This is a genomic window from Clostridium estertheticum subsp. estertheticum (assembly GCF_001877035.1).
GTDB lineage: Bacteria > Bacillota > Clostridia > Clostridiales > Clostridiaceae > Clostridium_AD > Clostridium_AD estertheticum.
The window spans coordinates 1660044-1674857 of sequence record NZ_CP015756.1; the positions used below are offsets into that span (position 1 = coordinate 1660044).

Genomic DNA, 14814 nt, shown 5'->3' on the forward strand with positions numbered 1-14814 from the left:
GGAGCCATAAATAATGGATAATTTAAGTGAAAATGAATGTGAATATAAAAAAGCTCTTAATGAAATGAAGAAATCTAATGAAGAATTGATAAAAGTGAATAGTGATTTGGAAAACAAGGTTCTAGAGCAAGCACAACAGCTAGAAGAGATAACTGCTGACCTAAAGGAATTCAATGTTATGCTAGAAGAGGAAATTACTGAGCGCACAAAAACTGAAGAAGCCGCAAAGGAAAGAGAAAGACAATTTCGGTATACTATAGAGGAAGCTCCATTACCTATAATGTTATATAATGAGGATGGAGAAATAAAAAAAATAAATAGAACATGGACTGGTATTACAGGATATACAATTAAAGATACTCCAACAATAGCTGAATTTGCAAGAATATCAGATGTATTTATAGATGGGTTAGAGGGTACTACTGTAAGCAGACTGTCTAATATGGGAAAAAAACAAAATGATGGCGAATACTCTATAAGAACAAGGAATGGAAGTATTCTAATTTGGGATGTTTATTCAGCAAATACTAGGCAATTGCAGGATGGGCGCAAATTGTTAATGATAGTAGCTATAGATATAACTGAAAGAAAACATATGGAAGAATTACAAAAAAATATTGATGATGAAAGAGAAAGGCTATATGAGATTAAGGAGTATGATAGAATTAAAACAGAATTTTTTTCGAATATTTCTCATGAGTTAAGGACTCCGATTAATGTTATTTTTTCGGCACTACAGGTACATGAACTTAAACTAAAAGACTATGTATGCCCAAATGCATCCACAGATATATACAAATACACAAAGATAATGAAACAAAATTGCTTTCGTATTTTAAGACTAATTAATAATTTAATTGATATAACAAAAATAGATTCAGGCTATTTAGATATAAATAAAATTAATACTAACATAATCAGTCTCGTAGAAGATGTAAGTGTTTCTGTAGTTGATTATATAGGAAATAAAGGATTATCATTAACATTTGATACAGAGATAGAGGAAAAAAATATTGCATGTGATCCAGAAAAAATTGAGAGAATTATTTTAAATCTATTATCAAATGCAGTAAAATTTACTCCTTATGGTGGCAATGTTATGGTTAATATAGAGGACGGTATTGAAAATATTTGCATAAGGGTAAAAGATACCGGAAGAGGTATTCCAGCAGAGAAACTAAATTCCATATTTGATCGTTTTGTGCAAGTTGACAAATCTCTTTCAAGAGATCATGAGGGAAGTGGAATAGGGCTTTCGCTTGTGAAATGCCTAGTAGAACTACATGGTGGAACAATATCGGTGAAAAGTAAGGAGGGATATGGTACTGAATTTATTATATATATTCCATGTAAATTAGTAGGTGATGAGGGTCCAGAGGATATTTCATATTGTGGCATTAAAAGTGATAGTTGTGTTGAAAAAACTAGTATAGAATTCTCAGATATATATAACTGAGAACGGAGATGGATATAGAAAAGCTAACCTGTAAAAACTTTTACAGGTTAGCTTTTTATAAAGAAATTAAAATATCTAAAAAACTTTTGTTCTCTTTAGAAATCATCGTTTGAAGCTAATTTGCGGTATAATAGTAATATATTGATTTATAGTTATATACTTTTGGTTTTATGATAGGAGAAAAATTATGATAAATAATGAAGTGATCGACTGTATCCGTTCGCGGAGAAGTACACGTAAATTCAAGGAGAAACAGATTAAAGAAGAAGAGCTAAAAGCCCTATTGGAGGCCGCTACATGGGCGCCAAGTGGAGGCAATAATCAAAGCTGGCTGTTTACTGCAATCCAGAACAAAGAAACTCTTTTACGGATCAACGAATTGCTAAGGCAAGGATTTAAACGTTGGGTTCCTGATGACGATTATCCAGGTAAGCTGGGTGTCAAAGCTGTAGCAGAAAAAAAAGATTGCCATTTTTTCTATCATGCACCTACACTTATTATTGCTTCTAATAAGCCTAATTATGAAAATGCTATGGCAGACTGTTCACTTGCATTAGAAAACCTTTTTTTAGCGGCGAATTCTATAGGATTGGGGACTTGCTATATTAATCAGTTACACTGGCTACGAAATGATGCCGAATTTCGTGAATTTCTTTTTGAATTAGGAATTCCCAAAGAGCATACTATCTGCTCTTCAGCTGTGGTTGGATATATTGATAAACCATCAATTGCACTCTCACGAAAGGAAGGTACTATTAATATTATAAAATAGAAGTCTTAGGTCATGAGAAGGTTAAATGCTTCAGCCTAGGGGTGCACAAGTTGAAGCACTATATTAACAACTAAGGAAATGTAGAGAAGAAGTCTTACATAAAGGATTAGTTGTGGCAGAAGCGGGCATAGGTAAAACTTATCTGGCGGCTTTTGATTCGCTGGATTTTAATAGAAATCTATTTGTAGCTCATAAAGAAGAAATATTAAATCAAGCAGAGTTATCTTTTAAAAATATTAGGTCCAATATTAAAACTGGATTTTTTAGTGGTGAAAATAAGGATAGTAATTGCGAGATATTATTTGCTACAGTACAAACATTGGGTCAAAAACAGTACCTATGCGATAAGTATTTTAAAAAGGATGCGTTTGATTATAATTAATAGTTCTTGTTTTATTATTGAGTATACTTCATTGCATTCTGTGAGAATGGAAAATGTTCTTATATCAATAGGACATAGGCAATAAATCAAAAAAAGTTGCTCGCGTTATATTGACGTGAGCAACTTTTTCTCATGTTATATTGATTAGACCATAAAATAATATAAGTAAAGAAATTAATTAACATATAACAATTTACAATTAATTAAAACGCATATTATACATTCAGAATATCAATATACACTTAAAGTAATTAACACCATTGAAATCCCAGGGATTCCTATTATTCAACTTTTCTAAGGTTTTTAGATATTTCTATAATTCTACTATCATTATACGACACTTTCATACTTATACTATTTACATCTATTTGAAGTCTGTCAATTTTGTCATCAATAATCGTTATATGTTCAGAATTACCTTTATATCCATCCAAAAGAGCATCACTGGTAGGGATAAGTTTTCCGTCTATCTTTACACCTAATTTTTTAACGTCATTCTCAATTGCATCAAGCCTTTTGGTGTTTTCTTTAATCTCAGTTTTTATATCATTAACCTCAGTTTTTATATCTTTAAACCCCTCTTGCATTTCTGAATACATTTTGGTCATAAATTCAAACATTTTATCATCACTCATATTAGCACCTCGCTTTTATATTATATCATTCTAAATTGCAATTGAATATCTTTTTTTAGATCAGTTATTTTCTATTAACTAATCCATATTATATATTTTATTGTTATTAGTTGTATTTTTAATCCAGCCTTTTAATAATAATTTTTCCTCAGAAGTTAGGTTGTTAAATCATCTCCTGGGTCGCTGTAACAGATTTGAAGAAGATGCATTAACGACTTCAGAAGGAAATTTAGAATTATACTTAAGCTTTCTATTTGTTATAGTATTTGAATATATTCTCGTTAAAATGTAGATTAAAATCTTATAAAAACCTAATAAGATTTTAATTAAGTAAATAATATTGATAGCTAATAACTGACTGAAATCACTGAAGTATAGGGAGTTAAATTTAAGTTAAAAGTGCTATGAAATCTAATTAAATTTAAATAGTTTTATTCCATCTTAGTGAGAAAGGGGTGTCTTTAAATCAACAAGTTACTATGATACTATGTAGATAGTGCTTAAACATCATATAGATAACACAATAACTATGGGATATACTGCACTTGAAAATAATAAACAGAGTGTTTATATAGATAGTTCACACTAATTTACATTTTGAAAGGGGATATATTTAAAATATGAATAAATTTAAAGAAATTAAACCTGAAGAATTTAATAAAAGTCCGTTTCAAATTATAGGTAAAGATTGGATGCTCATTACAGCAGAGAAAGATAATAAGGTAAATACTATGACTGCTGCTTGGGGTGGTTTTGGTTTTATTTTTAATAAAAATGTAGTTTATATTGTAATAAGACCGGAACGTTATACTAAACAATTTGTAGATAATTCCGATACATTTTCTCTAACATTCTTTGATGAAAATTTTAAAAAACAATTAAGTTATCTTGGAACTGTTTCTGGTAGGGATGAGGATAAGATTTCTAAAACTAATTTAACAATTAAACATTCAGATAATACACCTTACTTTGAAGAAGCAAATACTGCAATTATATGCAGGAAGTTGTATGTACAAGATATGAATCGTGAATCCTTTATAGCAAATGAAGTGGATATAGAAAAAATGTATCCTGATAAAAATTTCCATACATTATACATCGCAGAAGTAGAAAAAATCCTTATTAGAGAATAACAATATAAATACTTAAAAAAATATCAAGGAGGATTATAAATGGAATTTTTAGATTTAGTTGAAAAAAGATATAGCGTTAGAGAGTACAAAGATGAGGTCGTAGAGGACGAAAAACTTAAAAAAATACTTAAAGCGGCATTACTTGCCCCAACAGCACATAACAAACAAGCCTTCAAAATAGTTGTAATTAATACTAAAGAACACCAGGAAGAATTAAAAAAGATATATCCTAGCCCCTATTTTATTCAAGCTCCAATTATACTTGGTATTTTCTCAATTCCAGGAGAAAGTTGGGTAAGAAAAGATGGTAAAAATTATGCTGATGTAGACGCAGCGATTGTAATGGATCATATTGTAATGGAAGCCACAGCTTTGGGACTTGGAACATGTTGGATTGCCAACTTTAATTCAATTGCAGCTAGTGAAATTATTGGGCTTGGTGAGGGATATGAACCAATTGTATTTACACCTATCGGTTATGCTGAGCCAAAAGATCTAAAAAAGATTAGAAAGACTTTAGAAGAAATAGTTGTTTACTTATAAGTCTGGCTAAGTGGACATAAGGTAAAAATATCAACTGATGCAGGTGGAAACTCTTTTGTTACAATTTATAATTGAATTTCATTTTGTAAATAGCAACTACTTTTATACTATTAGCAATGTAAATTCCATATAAAAATAAATATAGGATTCTTAGTTCTATTTATGCGTCCAACATAAGTGTAATCTAAAACAAAATATATCGAAGATATATTACGGGAACAGTGTTAAATTTTAAGTGCTATTAGTTTTATTGTAAGGAATATTGGATATAGAAAAGCTAACCTGTAAAAACTTTTACAGGTTAGCTTTTTATAAAGAAATTATTTTACAGTGTTTTTTCTAAATAACGATGTATTCCCTCTTAAACTTTAGCTATTTTACGTCTATTGTTGTTTTTCCTATGCCATATACACTTTCCCAATCATTTACGAATTGATTAACACTCCAATCAGTAAGAGGATGTGCAAGCATTGCATCTAATATCTCTGGATTTACAGTTACAGAGTGACCACCTACAAGAGCCACATTATGTACTTGTTGAACGTTTTTAAAAGAAGCAGCTAAAACTTTAGCATCTATATCATATTGATCAAATAATTGAACGATTTGAGCCACAACAGAAACTCCATCACCACTAATATTATCTATTCTATTAACATAAGGAGCAACAAAGGAAGCTCCAGCCACTGCTGCAATAAGAGCTTGCTGGGCTGTGAAAATTGCTGTAGCAGTTGTTTTTATACCCTTTTGTTTAAGTATTTTTATTGCTTTTATTCCTTCTGGTATAACAGGAATCTTAACATAAAGATTTCCACCAATTACACTATTTAAATACTCAGCTTCTTGGACCATTTTTTCAGCAGTTAGGCTAACCGCTTGCACATGAAGCATTGACTCAGCACCTATAATTTTTCTTATACCTTTTAAAATAACTAAAAAATTTTTGTTTTCTTTAGAAATAATTGTTGGATTAGTAGTAACTCCCGCCATAGGGTAGAAATTGTAAGCCTTTTCTATAGCCTCTAAATTTGCAGTATCTATTATATATAACATATACATTTCTCCTTTATTTTATAATTTGATTTTATAATTTGATTTAAGCATTTTACGATTCCATCTTTTGACTCTGAAAACTTTAGTCCATAACTTTTAATTTTATTAGTACATAGTCTATATCTCTATAATTACAAACCACCAACTACCACATTAAGATCATTATTTCTCATTTCATTTGCTATCTTTTCTATTGATTCGGGGGTAGGAATGTCTATATTATTAAGTTTATAATCTAAATTTAACAATTTATATTTATTACTTCCATACTGATGAAAAGGTAAAAGGTGAATTTCAGTAAGATTTAAACTTTTAACAAAGGCAATTATCTCTTTTATATTTTCATCATCTGCTGTATACCCTGGTATTAGAGGCACTCTAGGTATAATTTTTTTATGCATTTTCACCAAGGTTTTAATATTATTCTTTATTAGATTTATATCTGACCCCAGTATTAGTTTAGCTTTCTCTTTATTCATTATTTTAAGATCAAATAAGATTAAATCTAAATAGGTTGCTAGTTCAATGAGATTTTGGGTACTACCCTGTCCACTAGTTTCAATTGCAGTATTTATACCTAGACTTTTCAGCTGCTTAAGTAACTCTATTGCAAAGGCGCTTTGAGATAAAACTTCACCACCTGAAAGGGTTACCCCTCCTTTAGAAGTACGGTAGAAAATCATATCCTTCTGAACCTCTGTAACAACTTCCTCTACGGTCATATATTTACCAAATTGAGTAATTGCACCTGTTGGGCATTCATCTACATCGAAGCTACAGTGCTGGCAGTGGATGCATTTACTTTCCATTTTCACTGTTTGAGGCTGGAAGCTTATAGATTCAGGGTTACTACACCAAGGGCATTTAAGAGGACATCCCTTAAAAAATACAATTGTTCTAATTCCTGAGCCATCATGCAAGGAATATCTTTGAATATTTAGTATTAATGCTTTCATCTAATCACTTCCTATAAATTATGCTGGGTTCTTCTTATGATATCATCTTGAATTTCACGGCTTAGTTCTATAAAGAAAGCACTATAACCCGCTACTCGTATAACAAGGCCCTTATAATCATTTGGACTTGCCTGAGCGCTTTTCAAAGTTTCAACGGAAACCACGTTAAATTGTATATGCTGTATTTTTAGCTTCATAAAGGCATATAGAAAATCACATAATTTATGGATACCTTCCTCGCCCTCTAGAGTTTTAGGACTAAACTTAACATTTAATAGACTTCCATTTGTTGTTAAGTAGTTATCTAACTTGCTTACGCTTTTTAGTACTGCAGTAGGCCCAAGCACATCTCGACCAACCATAGGGGATAATCCGCCATCTGCAAGCTGTTCTCCGGATTTACGTCCATCAGGAGTAGCACCTACAGATTTTCCAAGGGGAATATGAGCTGATACTGTGTAAGAGCCAGGTACAAAGGTTCCACCTCTAGGCGTTATATGTTGCTCTACAGTTTTTGAGTAGTATCTAAGAATATCAGAACTAAGATTATCTACTTCATCATTATCATTTCCGAATTTATCATATTTATTAATCAAGCGAACCCTAAGTTTTTCATGCTCTACGCCTTGAAAATTACTATCTAAAGCATCTACTAGATCCTTTAAAGAAATTCTTTTCTCTTCGAATACAATCTTTTTTAGAGCATAAAGAGAATCGCTCAAATTTGCTATACCAATACATTGTACACCGGAAAAATTGTATTTTGCGCCACCATAGGTTACATCTTTTCCAGTCGCTAAGCAATTATCAATAAAACATGAAAGTAAGGGAATAGGTGCAAATTCTTTATGGGAAGTATCTACTATATTTGAGCCTTCTACCATAAGCTTCACATATTTATTGATATTTGTTTTTATATTTTGAATTATTTCATCGAAGGTAATATTTTCATCGTTTTTATTTTCTCTTAAGGAAATCTCCATTATCTTTAGTAAGTTAAAAAGTGCTATATCATGTAGGCCGTAAGTTTTTCCAGGAAGTGAAAGTTCAACACAACCAACCACAGAATAATCCCTTGAATCCTCTAAACTAACACCTCTGTTTAAAAATCCTGGAACTATTACTTCATCGTTAAATATTTGAGGTATTCCTGTACCAAGTCTTATTGTTTCAGCAGTTTTCTTTAAAAAAGCTAGCTCTATAAGTTCATTTACACGTACACCCAAATTTGGTTGGGGAAGTCGGATATCTTGATAGGTATCTAGGGCAAGATAAGATAAACTATTAACTGCAGAGCGTCCGCTTTGTGTAAGTCCTCCAAGGGTTATAGTATAACCAGTTGGGAAACCAGCAAAGTAGGTAGCACTATTACTACTTCTAATTAAAACTACATCATTAGTTTTAATCCATAAACAGGTTAAAGTTTCTCTTAGAATTTCCTTAGTTATTCCATTCTTAAGGTCATTTTCATAAAAATGGTACATATATTTATCAAAACCACCAAGAGACAAGGAACTAGCATTTGATTCATATTGTAGAATCACAGATAAAAACCATAATAGTTGACAAGCCTCATAAAAGTTTTCAGGTTTTTCTGAAGAAATTTTTGTTGAAATTCTGGCAATTTCTAAAAGTTCAGCTTGTCTTATCTTGTTAGGTTCTCCATCAGCACTTAGTTTTGCTAGAGCCGCATATCTTAAAATATGTGTTTGAGAAGCTTTTAGTGTAATTATCGAAGCTTGATAGAAGTCGTTACCTGGGTGTTCTTTAGATAGTAATAATGTTTCATTTACTATCTGACCTAAACCACTGTTTAATAATTTCTCAAAATTAGGAATTATATGTCCTTGACCTTTATCAGTTTGATTGAGTTTAAAAATATCTAAATCGGAAGGAACCCGAACTTCAGGAGTAAGTCTTTTGTTTATATAGTCTTTTAAGGATTTACCTACCCAATAAGGATAAAGAACTTCTCTATAAATCTTCTTATCATCATCTGATATAAAAAAGGGGTCTTGCGGTCTACTTTCTAATGTATCAAGTTCATCATTAATCCAGTAGGGATCCATTTCAGGAGAAATGATCCCACTCCTAGGTTTTGTTGTTCTATTACCAACTATAAGTTCTTCTTCTCTTATAGATATTTGAACATTGCCCAGTATGTGGGCGGTTGCTTTTGCCCGCCTAATAAGTGAACTTTGGCCTTCTGTTTCTTTATAGCTTTCTGTATATAGCAGGGCCCTTTCAAGAGATACTTCTCTTTTATTTTCAAAAAGTTGGTTTTTAAGTTTTTGAATTCTATCACTAGTCAAAGCATACCTCCATTTTTATTTTTAAAATTGTTGTTTATTGTTTTGTCTTAAAAGGATTATTATTTGTTATTGTTGTGTATTGTTTGTTCTTATTGTATAATTAAATTAAGAAAAATTCAATACTTAATTTAAAATTTAAAAAAATATTTAAGGCATAATATATGTGTACATTCTAAAGGGTAAGGTGGAGAGGATATGTTTGTGGAGGAAAGAGTAGAAAAGATTATTAAACTATTAAATGAAAATCAAAAGGTAGTTGTAAAGGAACTAAGCAAAAAGTTCAATGTAACAGAGGATTGCATAAGAAAAGATTTAAAAGCCTTAGAAAAACAAGGAATAATTAAAAGAACTTATGGAGGCGGAGTATTAAGTAGGAAGTCTGCTCCACATAATGATATTTTAATTAGGAAGAATATTAATTTAGAGGAAAAATTAAAAATTGCAGAAAAGGCTTTTGAACTTATACAGCCAAGTGAAACGATTTTTTTGGATATATCATCCACAAATATGCTAATTGCTGAGAAAATTGCAAAAGGCAATAAAAAACTATTAGTTATAACTAATATGATTGATATTTTTAGAACTTTTTCAAAATGTGATCATGTAGAAGTAATAGGGACTGGCGGAGTGTTTGACAAAGAATTAAATGGATTTGTAGGATCAACAGCTATTGAGAATATATCTAGGCACAAAGTAAATCGAGCCTTTATAGGTAGCTGTGGAGTGAATATGTTTGACAAAAGTATTACAACTTTTGATGTGGAAGATGGTAATACAAAAAAAGCTATTATTTGCTCAGGAAAAAAAGTTTATCTAGTTATGGAAAGTAAGAAATTTTATTATGATGGGACATATAAATTTGCAGATATATATGATATAGATGCAATTATTGTAGATGAAAAGCCAGATGAGAAAATTTGTAGAGAACTAGAAAAAATAAACGTAGACTTAATTTAAATTAGACAAAAAAGCCATTAGAGAAGGTGTAATAGTATTTATTGCGCCTTCTTCAGGAGTTTGTGGAAAAATCAAAAATTTGCATAGTGAGATTAAAAGAACCTATTATTAAGGTAGAAACTCACCTAAACAGTAAAAAATAAAATTGATTTTAAAAATATAAAAGTGGCAATGGTTGAGTTACAAATTAGTAAACACGCCCTTAGTGGTATATGGTTAAACAACTATTAAGTATAAGGGGATTAGAAAGAGGGATGCGTGAAGTATGATGGATAAAGTTGATATTGTTACTAAAGATATAATAACTAGTGATTCCATCCAATTTAAAGAGGCCACGCTAGATTATGATTCAAACTGCTCTACAGGAGATATGGATTATTTATTACCTAAATTAGCGGCCTCATTAAGAAAAGCAAAGACTATAGATATGGCGGTAGGATTTTTAATGGAATCAGGAGTGAAATTGCTTATAAATGATTTAAAGCAGGTGGCGCAAAGTGGTGTACGTATAAGAATATTAACAGGAAATTATCTTAATATAACTCAACCTCAAGCTTTATTTTTAGTAAAGGAAGCACTAGGGGATAATGATATGATTAAAAGACTTAGACAGAAAGCATAAAAGAATTCGGTGTTAAAATGGAACAGGACCATGTCGGCTTGCCTGTTTTATAAAGAAGAGTATAATTCTAAGTAAATGTGCAATAAAACAAAAAAAATAATATATAGAACTATTTAGTCAGGTGATTAACAATCTGATTTGTATTGATATCTAAATTAAGGAAGTGGTACTATGAGTAACCTTATTAATACTGAAAATTTAAAGCTTTTATATAAAGAAATAAGTAAGGCAATTGGTGATAGTAAAAAAAATGTAGTTATGGCGGTAAATTCTGAAATGGTAATTTTATATTGGAATATAGGTAAAATTATTAAAACAGAAATATTGCAAAGTGCAAAAGCTGAGTATGGTAAATCAGTAATTAGCGATTTAAGCAAAGAGTTAACTAAAGATTATGGCAAAGGATATAGTCAAAGAAATTTATTTAATATGGTAAGATTCTTTGAAGTTTTTTCTAATCAACAAACTTTGCAGACACTGTCTGCAAAATTGTCATGGTCTCATTTTGTGAAATTGTTCTATATAGAAGATGCTCTAAAAAGAGAATTCTATATAACTATGTGTAATAATGAACATTGGAGTGTAAGAACATTAACGGATAGAATAAACTCTATGCTATACGAAAGAACCGCAATATCTAAAAAGCCAGAACTAACAATTGTAAATGATTTAAAACAACTAAGTGAGGAAAATAAGATGACAACAGATTTGTTTTTCCGAGATCCTTATGTATTAGATTTTTTAGAGTTACATGATACATATTCTGAAAAAGATATTGAAAATGCAATACTTACTGAGCTCGAAAAATTTATTTTAGAAATGGGAAGAGATTTTGCATTTCTAGGTAGACAAGTAAGAATAACTATAGGCAATAAGGATTATTTTATTGATTTGTTGTTTTACCATAGGAAATTGAGACGACTGGTGTTAATAGAATTAAAATTAGGAGAATTTTTACCGGAACATAAGGGTCAGGTAGAATTATATCTAAGGTGGCTTCAAAAAAATGAGATGAATGAGGGAGAAAACTCACCAGTGGCTATAATTCTATGTGCAAGTAAAAGTGATGAAGAAATAGAATTACTTGAAGTTGATAAAAGTGGAATACATGTTGCACAATATTTAACACAGCTACCGCCTAAAGAATTATTTCAAGAAAAATTACATAAGGCTATAGAAAGAGCCAAAGAAAAATTTGAGGCAAATACGTTAGAATAATTAAACTCAGGACGATGCTTTCATTAAAAGCAAAGTTTAGAATATATAGAATGAATTTTTGCAAAGGCACTTACAAAAATGTAGGTGTTTTTTGTACCTAATTGCTAAAGCACGTGCAATAGTAGTTTGTATAGAAAATGATTATATGATTTTTGATAAGTAAGTAAATATATACTATAATAAGTATATATTAGTAAATACGCCATTAGTGGCATATGGTAAAACAACTATTAAGTAGAAAGGCATTTGAAGGAGGCATTAGTGTGGTATGTTGGATAAAGTTGATATTGTTACTAAAGATATAATAACTAGTGATTCCATCCAATTTAAAGGGGCCATGCTAGATTATGATTCAAACTGCTCTACAGGAGATAAAGATTATTTATTGCCGAAATTAGCGGCCTCATTAAGAAAAGCAAAGACTATAGATATGGCGGTAGGATTTTTAATGGAATCAGGAGTGAAATTACTTATAAATGATTTAAAGCTGGTGGCGCAAAGTGGTGTACGTATAAGAATATTAACAGGAAATTATCTTAATATCACTCAACCTCAAGCTTTATATTTAGTAAAGGAAGCACTAGGGGATAAGGTAGATTTAAGGTTTTATAATATTAAGAATAAATCCTTTCACCCTAAGTCATACATATTTGAATATGAAGGGGATGGAGATGTTTTTATAGGATCTTCTAATATGTCTAATTCTGCATTAACTAGTGGTATTGAATGGAATTATAGAATAAATAAGAATAAGAACTTAGAGGATTTTACATATTTTAAGAATGTTTTTGAAGACTTATTTTTAAATCATTCGATAATTATTGACGATGCTGAGCTGAGGCGTTATTCATCAGTATGGAAAAGGCCTAAAATCTTTAATACTTTAGAAGAAGTAGAAGATAACAAAGAGGAATATGGTTTAGTAATTCCACTGTATGAACCTAGGGGCGCACAAATTGAAGCACTGTATGAACTAAGGAAATGTAGAGAAGACGGTTTAGATAAAGGATTAGTTGTGGCTGCAACGGGCATAGGTAAAACTTATCTTGCTGCTTTTGATTCGCTTGATTTTAATACAATTCTATTTGTAGCTCATAGAGAAGAAATATTAAACCAAGCAGAGGTATCTTTTAAAAACATTAGGCCTAACATTAAGACTGGATTTTTTAACGGTGGAAATAAGGATAGTAATAAAGAGGTATTGTTTGCTACAGTACAAACTCTGGGGCAAAAACAGTACCTATGTGATGAGTATTTTAAAAAGGATGCGTTTGATTATATTATAATAGATGAATTTCACCATGCAGCAGCAGGTAATTATTCAAATATATTAGAATATTTCACGCCAAAGTTTCTTCTAGGACTTACTGCAACTCCAGAGAGATTGGATAATAAAGATGTATTTGCTCTTTGTGATTATAATATTGTATATGAAGTAAGATTAAAAGGAGCTATAGACAAGGGATGGCTTGTTCCTTTTAGATACTATGGAGTTTTTGATGAGACTGATTATACAAAGATATCTTTTAAAAATGGTAAGTATGATGAAACAGAACTTGAAAAAGCCTTAATGATTAATAAACGTTCAAATTTAATCTTAAAACATTATGAAAAATATAATAGTAAAAGAGCTTTAGGTTTCTGCAGTAGTAGAAGGCACGCCTTATACATGAGTAAATATTTTAATGAAAATGGGATTAAAGCCTGTGCTGTAATTAGTGGTGAGCAAAATGAGTTTTCTATGGAAAGACGTGTTGCAGTGGATAAACTTAAAACAGGGAAATTAAATATTATATTCTCTGTAGATATGTTTAATGAAGGATTAGATATTCCTCAAATTGATATAATTTTACTATTAAGGCCAACGGAATCCCCTACTATTTTTCTGCAACAATTAGGACGTGGGTTAAGAAAATATAAGGACAAGAAGTATGTGAACGTATTAGATTTTATAGGCAATTATAAAAAAGCTAACTTAATTCCATTTTTTCTAAGTGGAAATTTGAAGGATACTGCAGGGAAAGCGAAACTTGGTAGATTACCTAAAGAAGAAGAATATCCCGATGATTGTATAGTAGATTTTGATTTTCAAGTAATTGATATATTCAAGAAGATGATGATAGAGCAAAAGAATATATTTGATCTAGTGGTGGAGGATTTTAATAGAATAAAAGAAGATTTGAAAACTAGACCAAGCAGATTTCAAATGTATACATACATGGATGATGATCTTTACAATGTAATAAGATCCAGAGGAGAATTAAATATATTTAATGATTATTTAGGTTTTCTAAATAAGATCAATGAAGTTTCAGAAGGAGAAAAAATGCTTTTAAATACTAAAGCTTATGGATTTCTAAATACTATTGAGAAAACGACCATGACTAAGACTTATAAGATGCCATTACTCTTAGCATTCTATAATGATGGTAATATTGATTTGAAGATAGATGAAGAAACGATTTTTAAAAGCTTTAGAGAATTCTATGATAAACCTTCAAATTCAGTGGATCTTTTGCGACATAAATCAACTAAAGAATATAAAGATTTTGAGAAGAAGGATTATTTAAGAATAGCAGAAAATCCAATAAAAGCATTTTTAAATTCTGCAGAGGATTTCTTTTATAGAGATGAATCATATTTTTGTTTGAATGATGAGTTAGGACAATTTATTAAGAATCCTGAATTTATAACTCATTTTAAAGATATTATTGATTATAGAACTAGAAGATTTTATAAGGAAAGGCTTGAGAAGTTAGAAAAATAAATACAAAA

Annotated in this window: 13 protein-coding genes; 9 read left to right on the forward strand and 4 right to left on the reverse strand. The window is 30.4% G+C overall.

What is annotated here, in order from left to right:
- The first annotated feature begins 13 nt into the window (after positions 1-13).
- The 3 genes from A7L45_RS07750 to A7L45_RS07760 all read left to right on the forward strand — a co-directional run bounded on the left by A7L45_RS07750 (position 14) and on the right by A7L45_RS07760 (position 2610).
- Complete coding sequence (locus tag A7L45_RS07750; protein ID WP_084647390.1) at positions 14-1456, forward strand: PAS domain-containing sensor histidine kinase; 1443 nt, start codon at positions 14-16, stop codon at positions 1454-1456.
- Positions 1457-1643: 187 nt separating this feature from the next.
- Positions 1644-2228, forward strand: a complete 585-nt coding sequence (locus tag A7L45_RS07755; RefSeq protein ID WP_071612246.1) for a nitroreductase family protein — start codon at positions 1644-1646, stop codon at positions 2226-2228.
- 112 nt (positions 2229-2340) lie between these two features.
- Positions 2341-2610, forward strand: a complete 270-nt coding sequence (locus tag A7L45_RS07760) for a DEAD/DEAH box helicase family protein (protein ID WP_071612247.1) — start codon at positions 2341-2343, stop codon at positions 2608-2610.
- Between the two features lie 281 nt (positions 2611-2891).
- Here the strand turns inward: A7L45_RS07760 and A7L45_RS07765 are convergent, their stop codons facing one another.
- Positions 2892-3245, reverse strand: coding sequence for a hypothetical protein (locus tag A7L45_RS07765; protein ID WP_071612248.1), 354 nt, complete (start codon positions 3243-3245; stop codon positions 2892-2894).
- Positions 3246-3865: 620 nt separating this feature from the next.
- Between A7L45_RS07765 and A7L45_RS07770 the strand changes: the two genes are divergently transcribed.
- The gene (locus A7L45_RS07770; RefSeq protein WP_071612249.1) at positions 3866-4378 is read left to right on the forward strand and encodes a flavin reductase family protein; all 513 of its coding nucleotides are present in this window, start codon (positions 3866-3868) and stop codon (positions 4376-4378) included.
- A 39-nt stretch (positions 4379-4417) separates the two neighbouring features.
- Complete coding sequence (locus tag A7L45_RS07775) at positions 4418-4921, forward strand: nitroreductase family protein (protein ID WP_071612250.1); 504 nt, start codon at positions 4418-4420, stop codon at positions 4919-4921.
- A 372-nt stretch (positions 4922-5293) separates the two neighbouring features.
- Here the strand turns inward: A7L45_RS07775 and A7L45_RS07780 are convergent, their stop codons facing one another.
- The 3 genes from A7L45_RS07780 to A7L45_RS07790 all read right to left on the reverse strand — a co-directional run bounded on the left by A7L45_RS07780 (position 5294) and on the right by A7L45_RS07790 (position 9242).
- On the reverse strand, positions 5294-5974 hold the full coding sequence (locus tag A7L45_RS07780; RefSeq protein WP_071612251.1) for a fructose-6-phosphate aldolase: 681 nt from the start codon (positions 5972-5974) through the stop codon (positions 5294-5296).
- A gap of 131 nt (positions 5975-6105) precedes the next feature.
- Entirely contained in the window at positions 6106-6930 is an 825-nt protein-coding gene (locus A7L45_RS07785) for a [formate-C-acetyltransferase]-activating enzyme (protein ID WP_071612252.1), read from the reverse strand.
- A gap of 11 nt (positions 6931-6941) precedes the next feature.
- Entirely contained in the window at positions 6942-9242 is a 2301-nt protein-coding gene (locus A7L45_RS07790; RefSeq protein ID WP_071612253.1) for a formate C-acetyltransferase, read from the reverse strand.
- A gap of 195 nt (positions 9243-9437) precedes the next feature.
- Between A7L45_RS07790 and A7L45_RS07795 the strand changes: the two genes are divergently transcribed.
- The 4 genes from A7L45_RS07795 to A7L45_RS07810 all read left to right on the forward strand — a co-directional run bounded on the left by A7L45_RS07795 (position 9438) and on the right by A7L45_RS07810 (position 14806).
- On the forward strand, positions 9438-10199 hold the full coding sequence (locus A7L45_RS07795; protein ID WP_071612254.1) for a DeoR/GlpR family DNA-binding transcription regulator: 762 nt from the start codon (positions 9438-9440) through the stop codon (positions 10197-10199).
- 265 nt (positions 10200-10464) lie between these two features.
- A complete protein-coding gene (locus A7L45_RS07800; RefSeq protein WP_071612255.1) occupies positions 10465-10821 on the forward strand; it encodes a phospholipase D-like domain-containing protein in 357 nt (118 codons plus the stop codon).
- Positions 10822-10992: 171 nt separating this feature from the next.
- On the forward strand, positions 10993-12039 hold the full coding sequence (locus A7L45_RS07805) for a PDDEXK nuclease domain-containing protein (RefSeq protein WP_071612256.1): 1047 nt from the start codon (positions 10993-10995) through the stop codon (positions 12037-12039).
- Positions 12040-12307: 268 nt separating this feature from the next.
- Positions 12308-14806, forward strand: a complete 2499-nt coding sequence (locus tag A7L45_RS07810; RefSeq protein WP_071612257.1) for a DEAD/DEAH box helicase family protein — start codon at positions 12308-12310, stop codon at positions 14804-14806.
- Positions 14807-14814 lie beyond the last annotated feature (8 nt).

Coding starts and splice junctions, on each gene's coding strand:
- A7L45_RS07750 (WP_084647390.1), top strand. CDS start 14: ATGGATAATTTAAGTGAAAATGAATGTGAATATAAAAAAGCTCTTAAT.
- A7L45_RS07755 (WP_071612246.1), top strand. CDS start 1,644: ATGATAAATAATGAAGTGATCGACTGTATCCGTTCGCGGAGAAGTACA.
- A7L45_RS07765 (WP_071612248.1), bottom strand. CDS start 3,245: ATGAGTGATGATAAAATGTTTGAATTTATGACCAAAATGTATTCAGAA.
- A7L45_RS07770 (WP_071612249.1), top strand. CDS start 3,866: ATGAATAAATTTAAAGAAATTAAACCTGAAGAATTTAATAAAAGTCCG.
- A7L45_RS07775 (WP_071612250.1), top strand. CDS start 4,418: ATGGAATTTTTAGATTTAGTTGAAAAAAGATATAGCGTTAGAGAGTAC.
- A7L45_RS07780 (WP_071612251.1), bottom strand. CDS start 5,974: ATGTTATATATAATAGATACTGCAAATTTAGAGGCTATAGAAAAGGCT.
- A7L45_RS07785 (WP_071612252.1), bottom strand. CDS start 6,930: ATGAAAGCATTAATACTAAATATTCAAAGATATTCCTTGCATGATGGC.
- A7L45_RS07795 (WP_071612254.1), top strand. CDS start 9,438: ATGTTTGTGGAGGAAAGAGTAGAAAAGATTATTAAACTATTAAATGAA.
- A7L45_RS07800 (WP_071612255.1), top strand. CDS start 10,465: ATGATGGATAAAGTTGATATTGTTACTAAAGATATAATAACTAGTGAT.
- A7L45_RS07805 (WP_071612256.1), top strand. CDS start 10,993: ATGAGTAACCTTATTAATACTGAAAATTTAAAGCTTTTATATAAAGAA.
- A7L45_RS07810 (WP_071612257.1), top strand. CDS start 12,308: ATGTTGGATAAAGTTGATATTGTTACTAAAGATATAATAACTAGTGAT.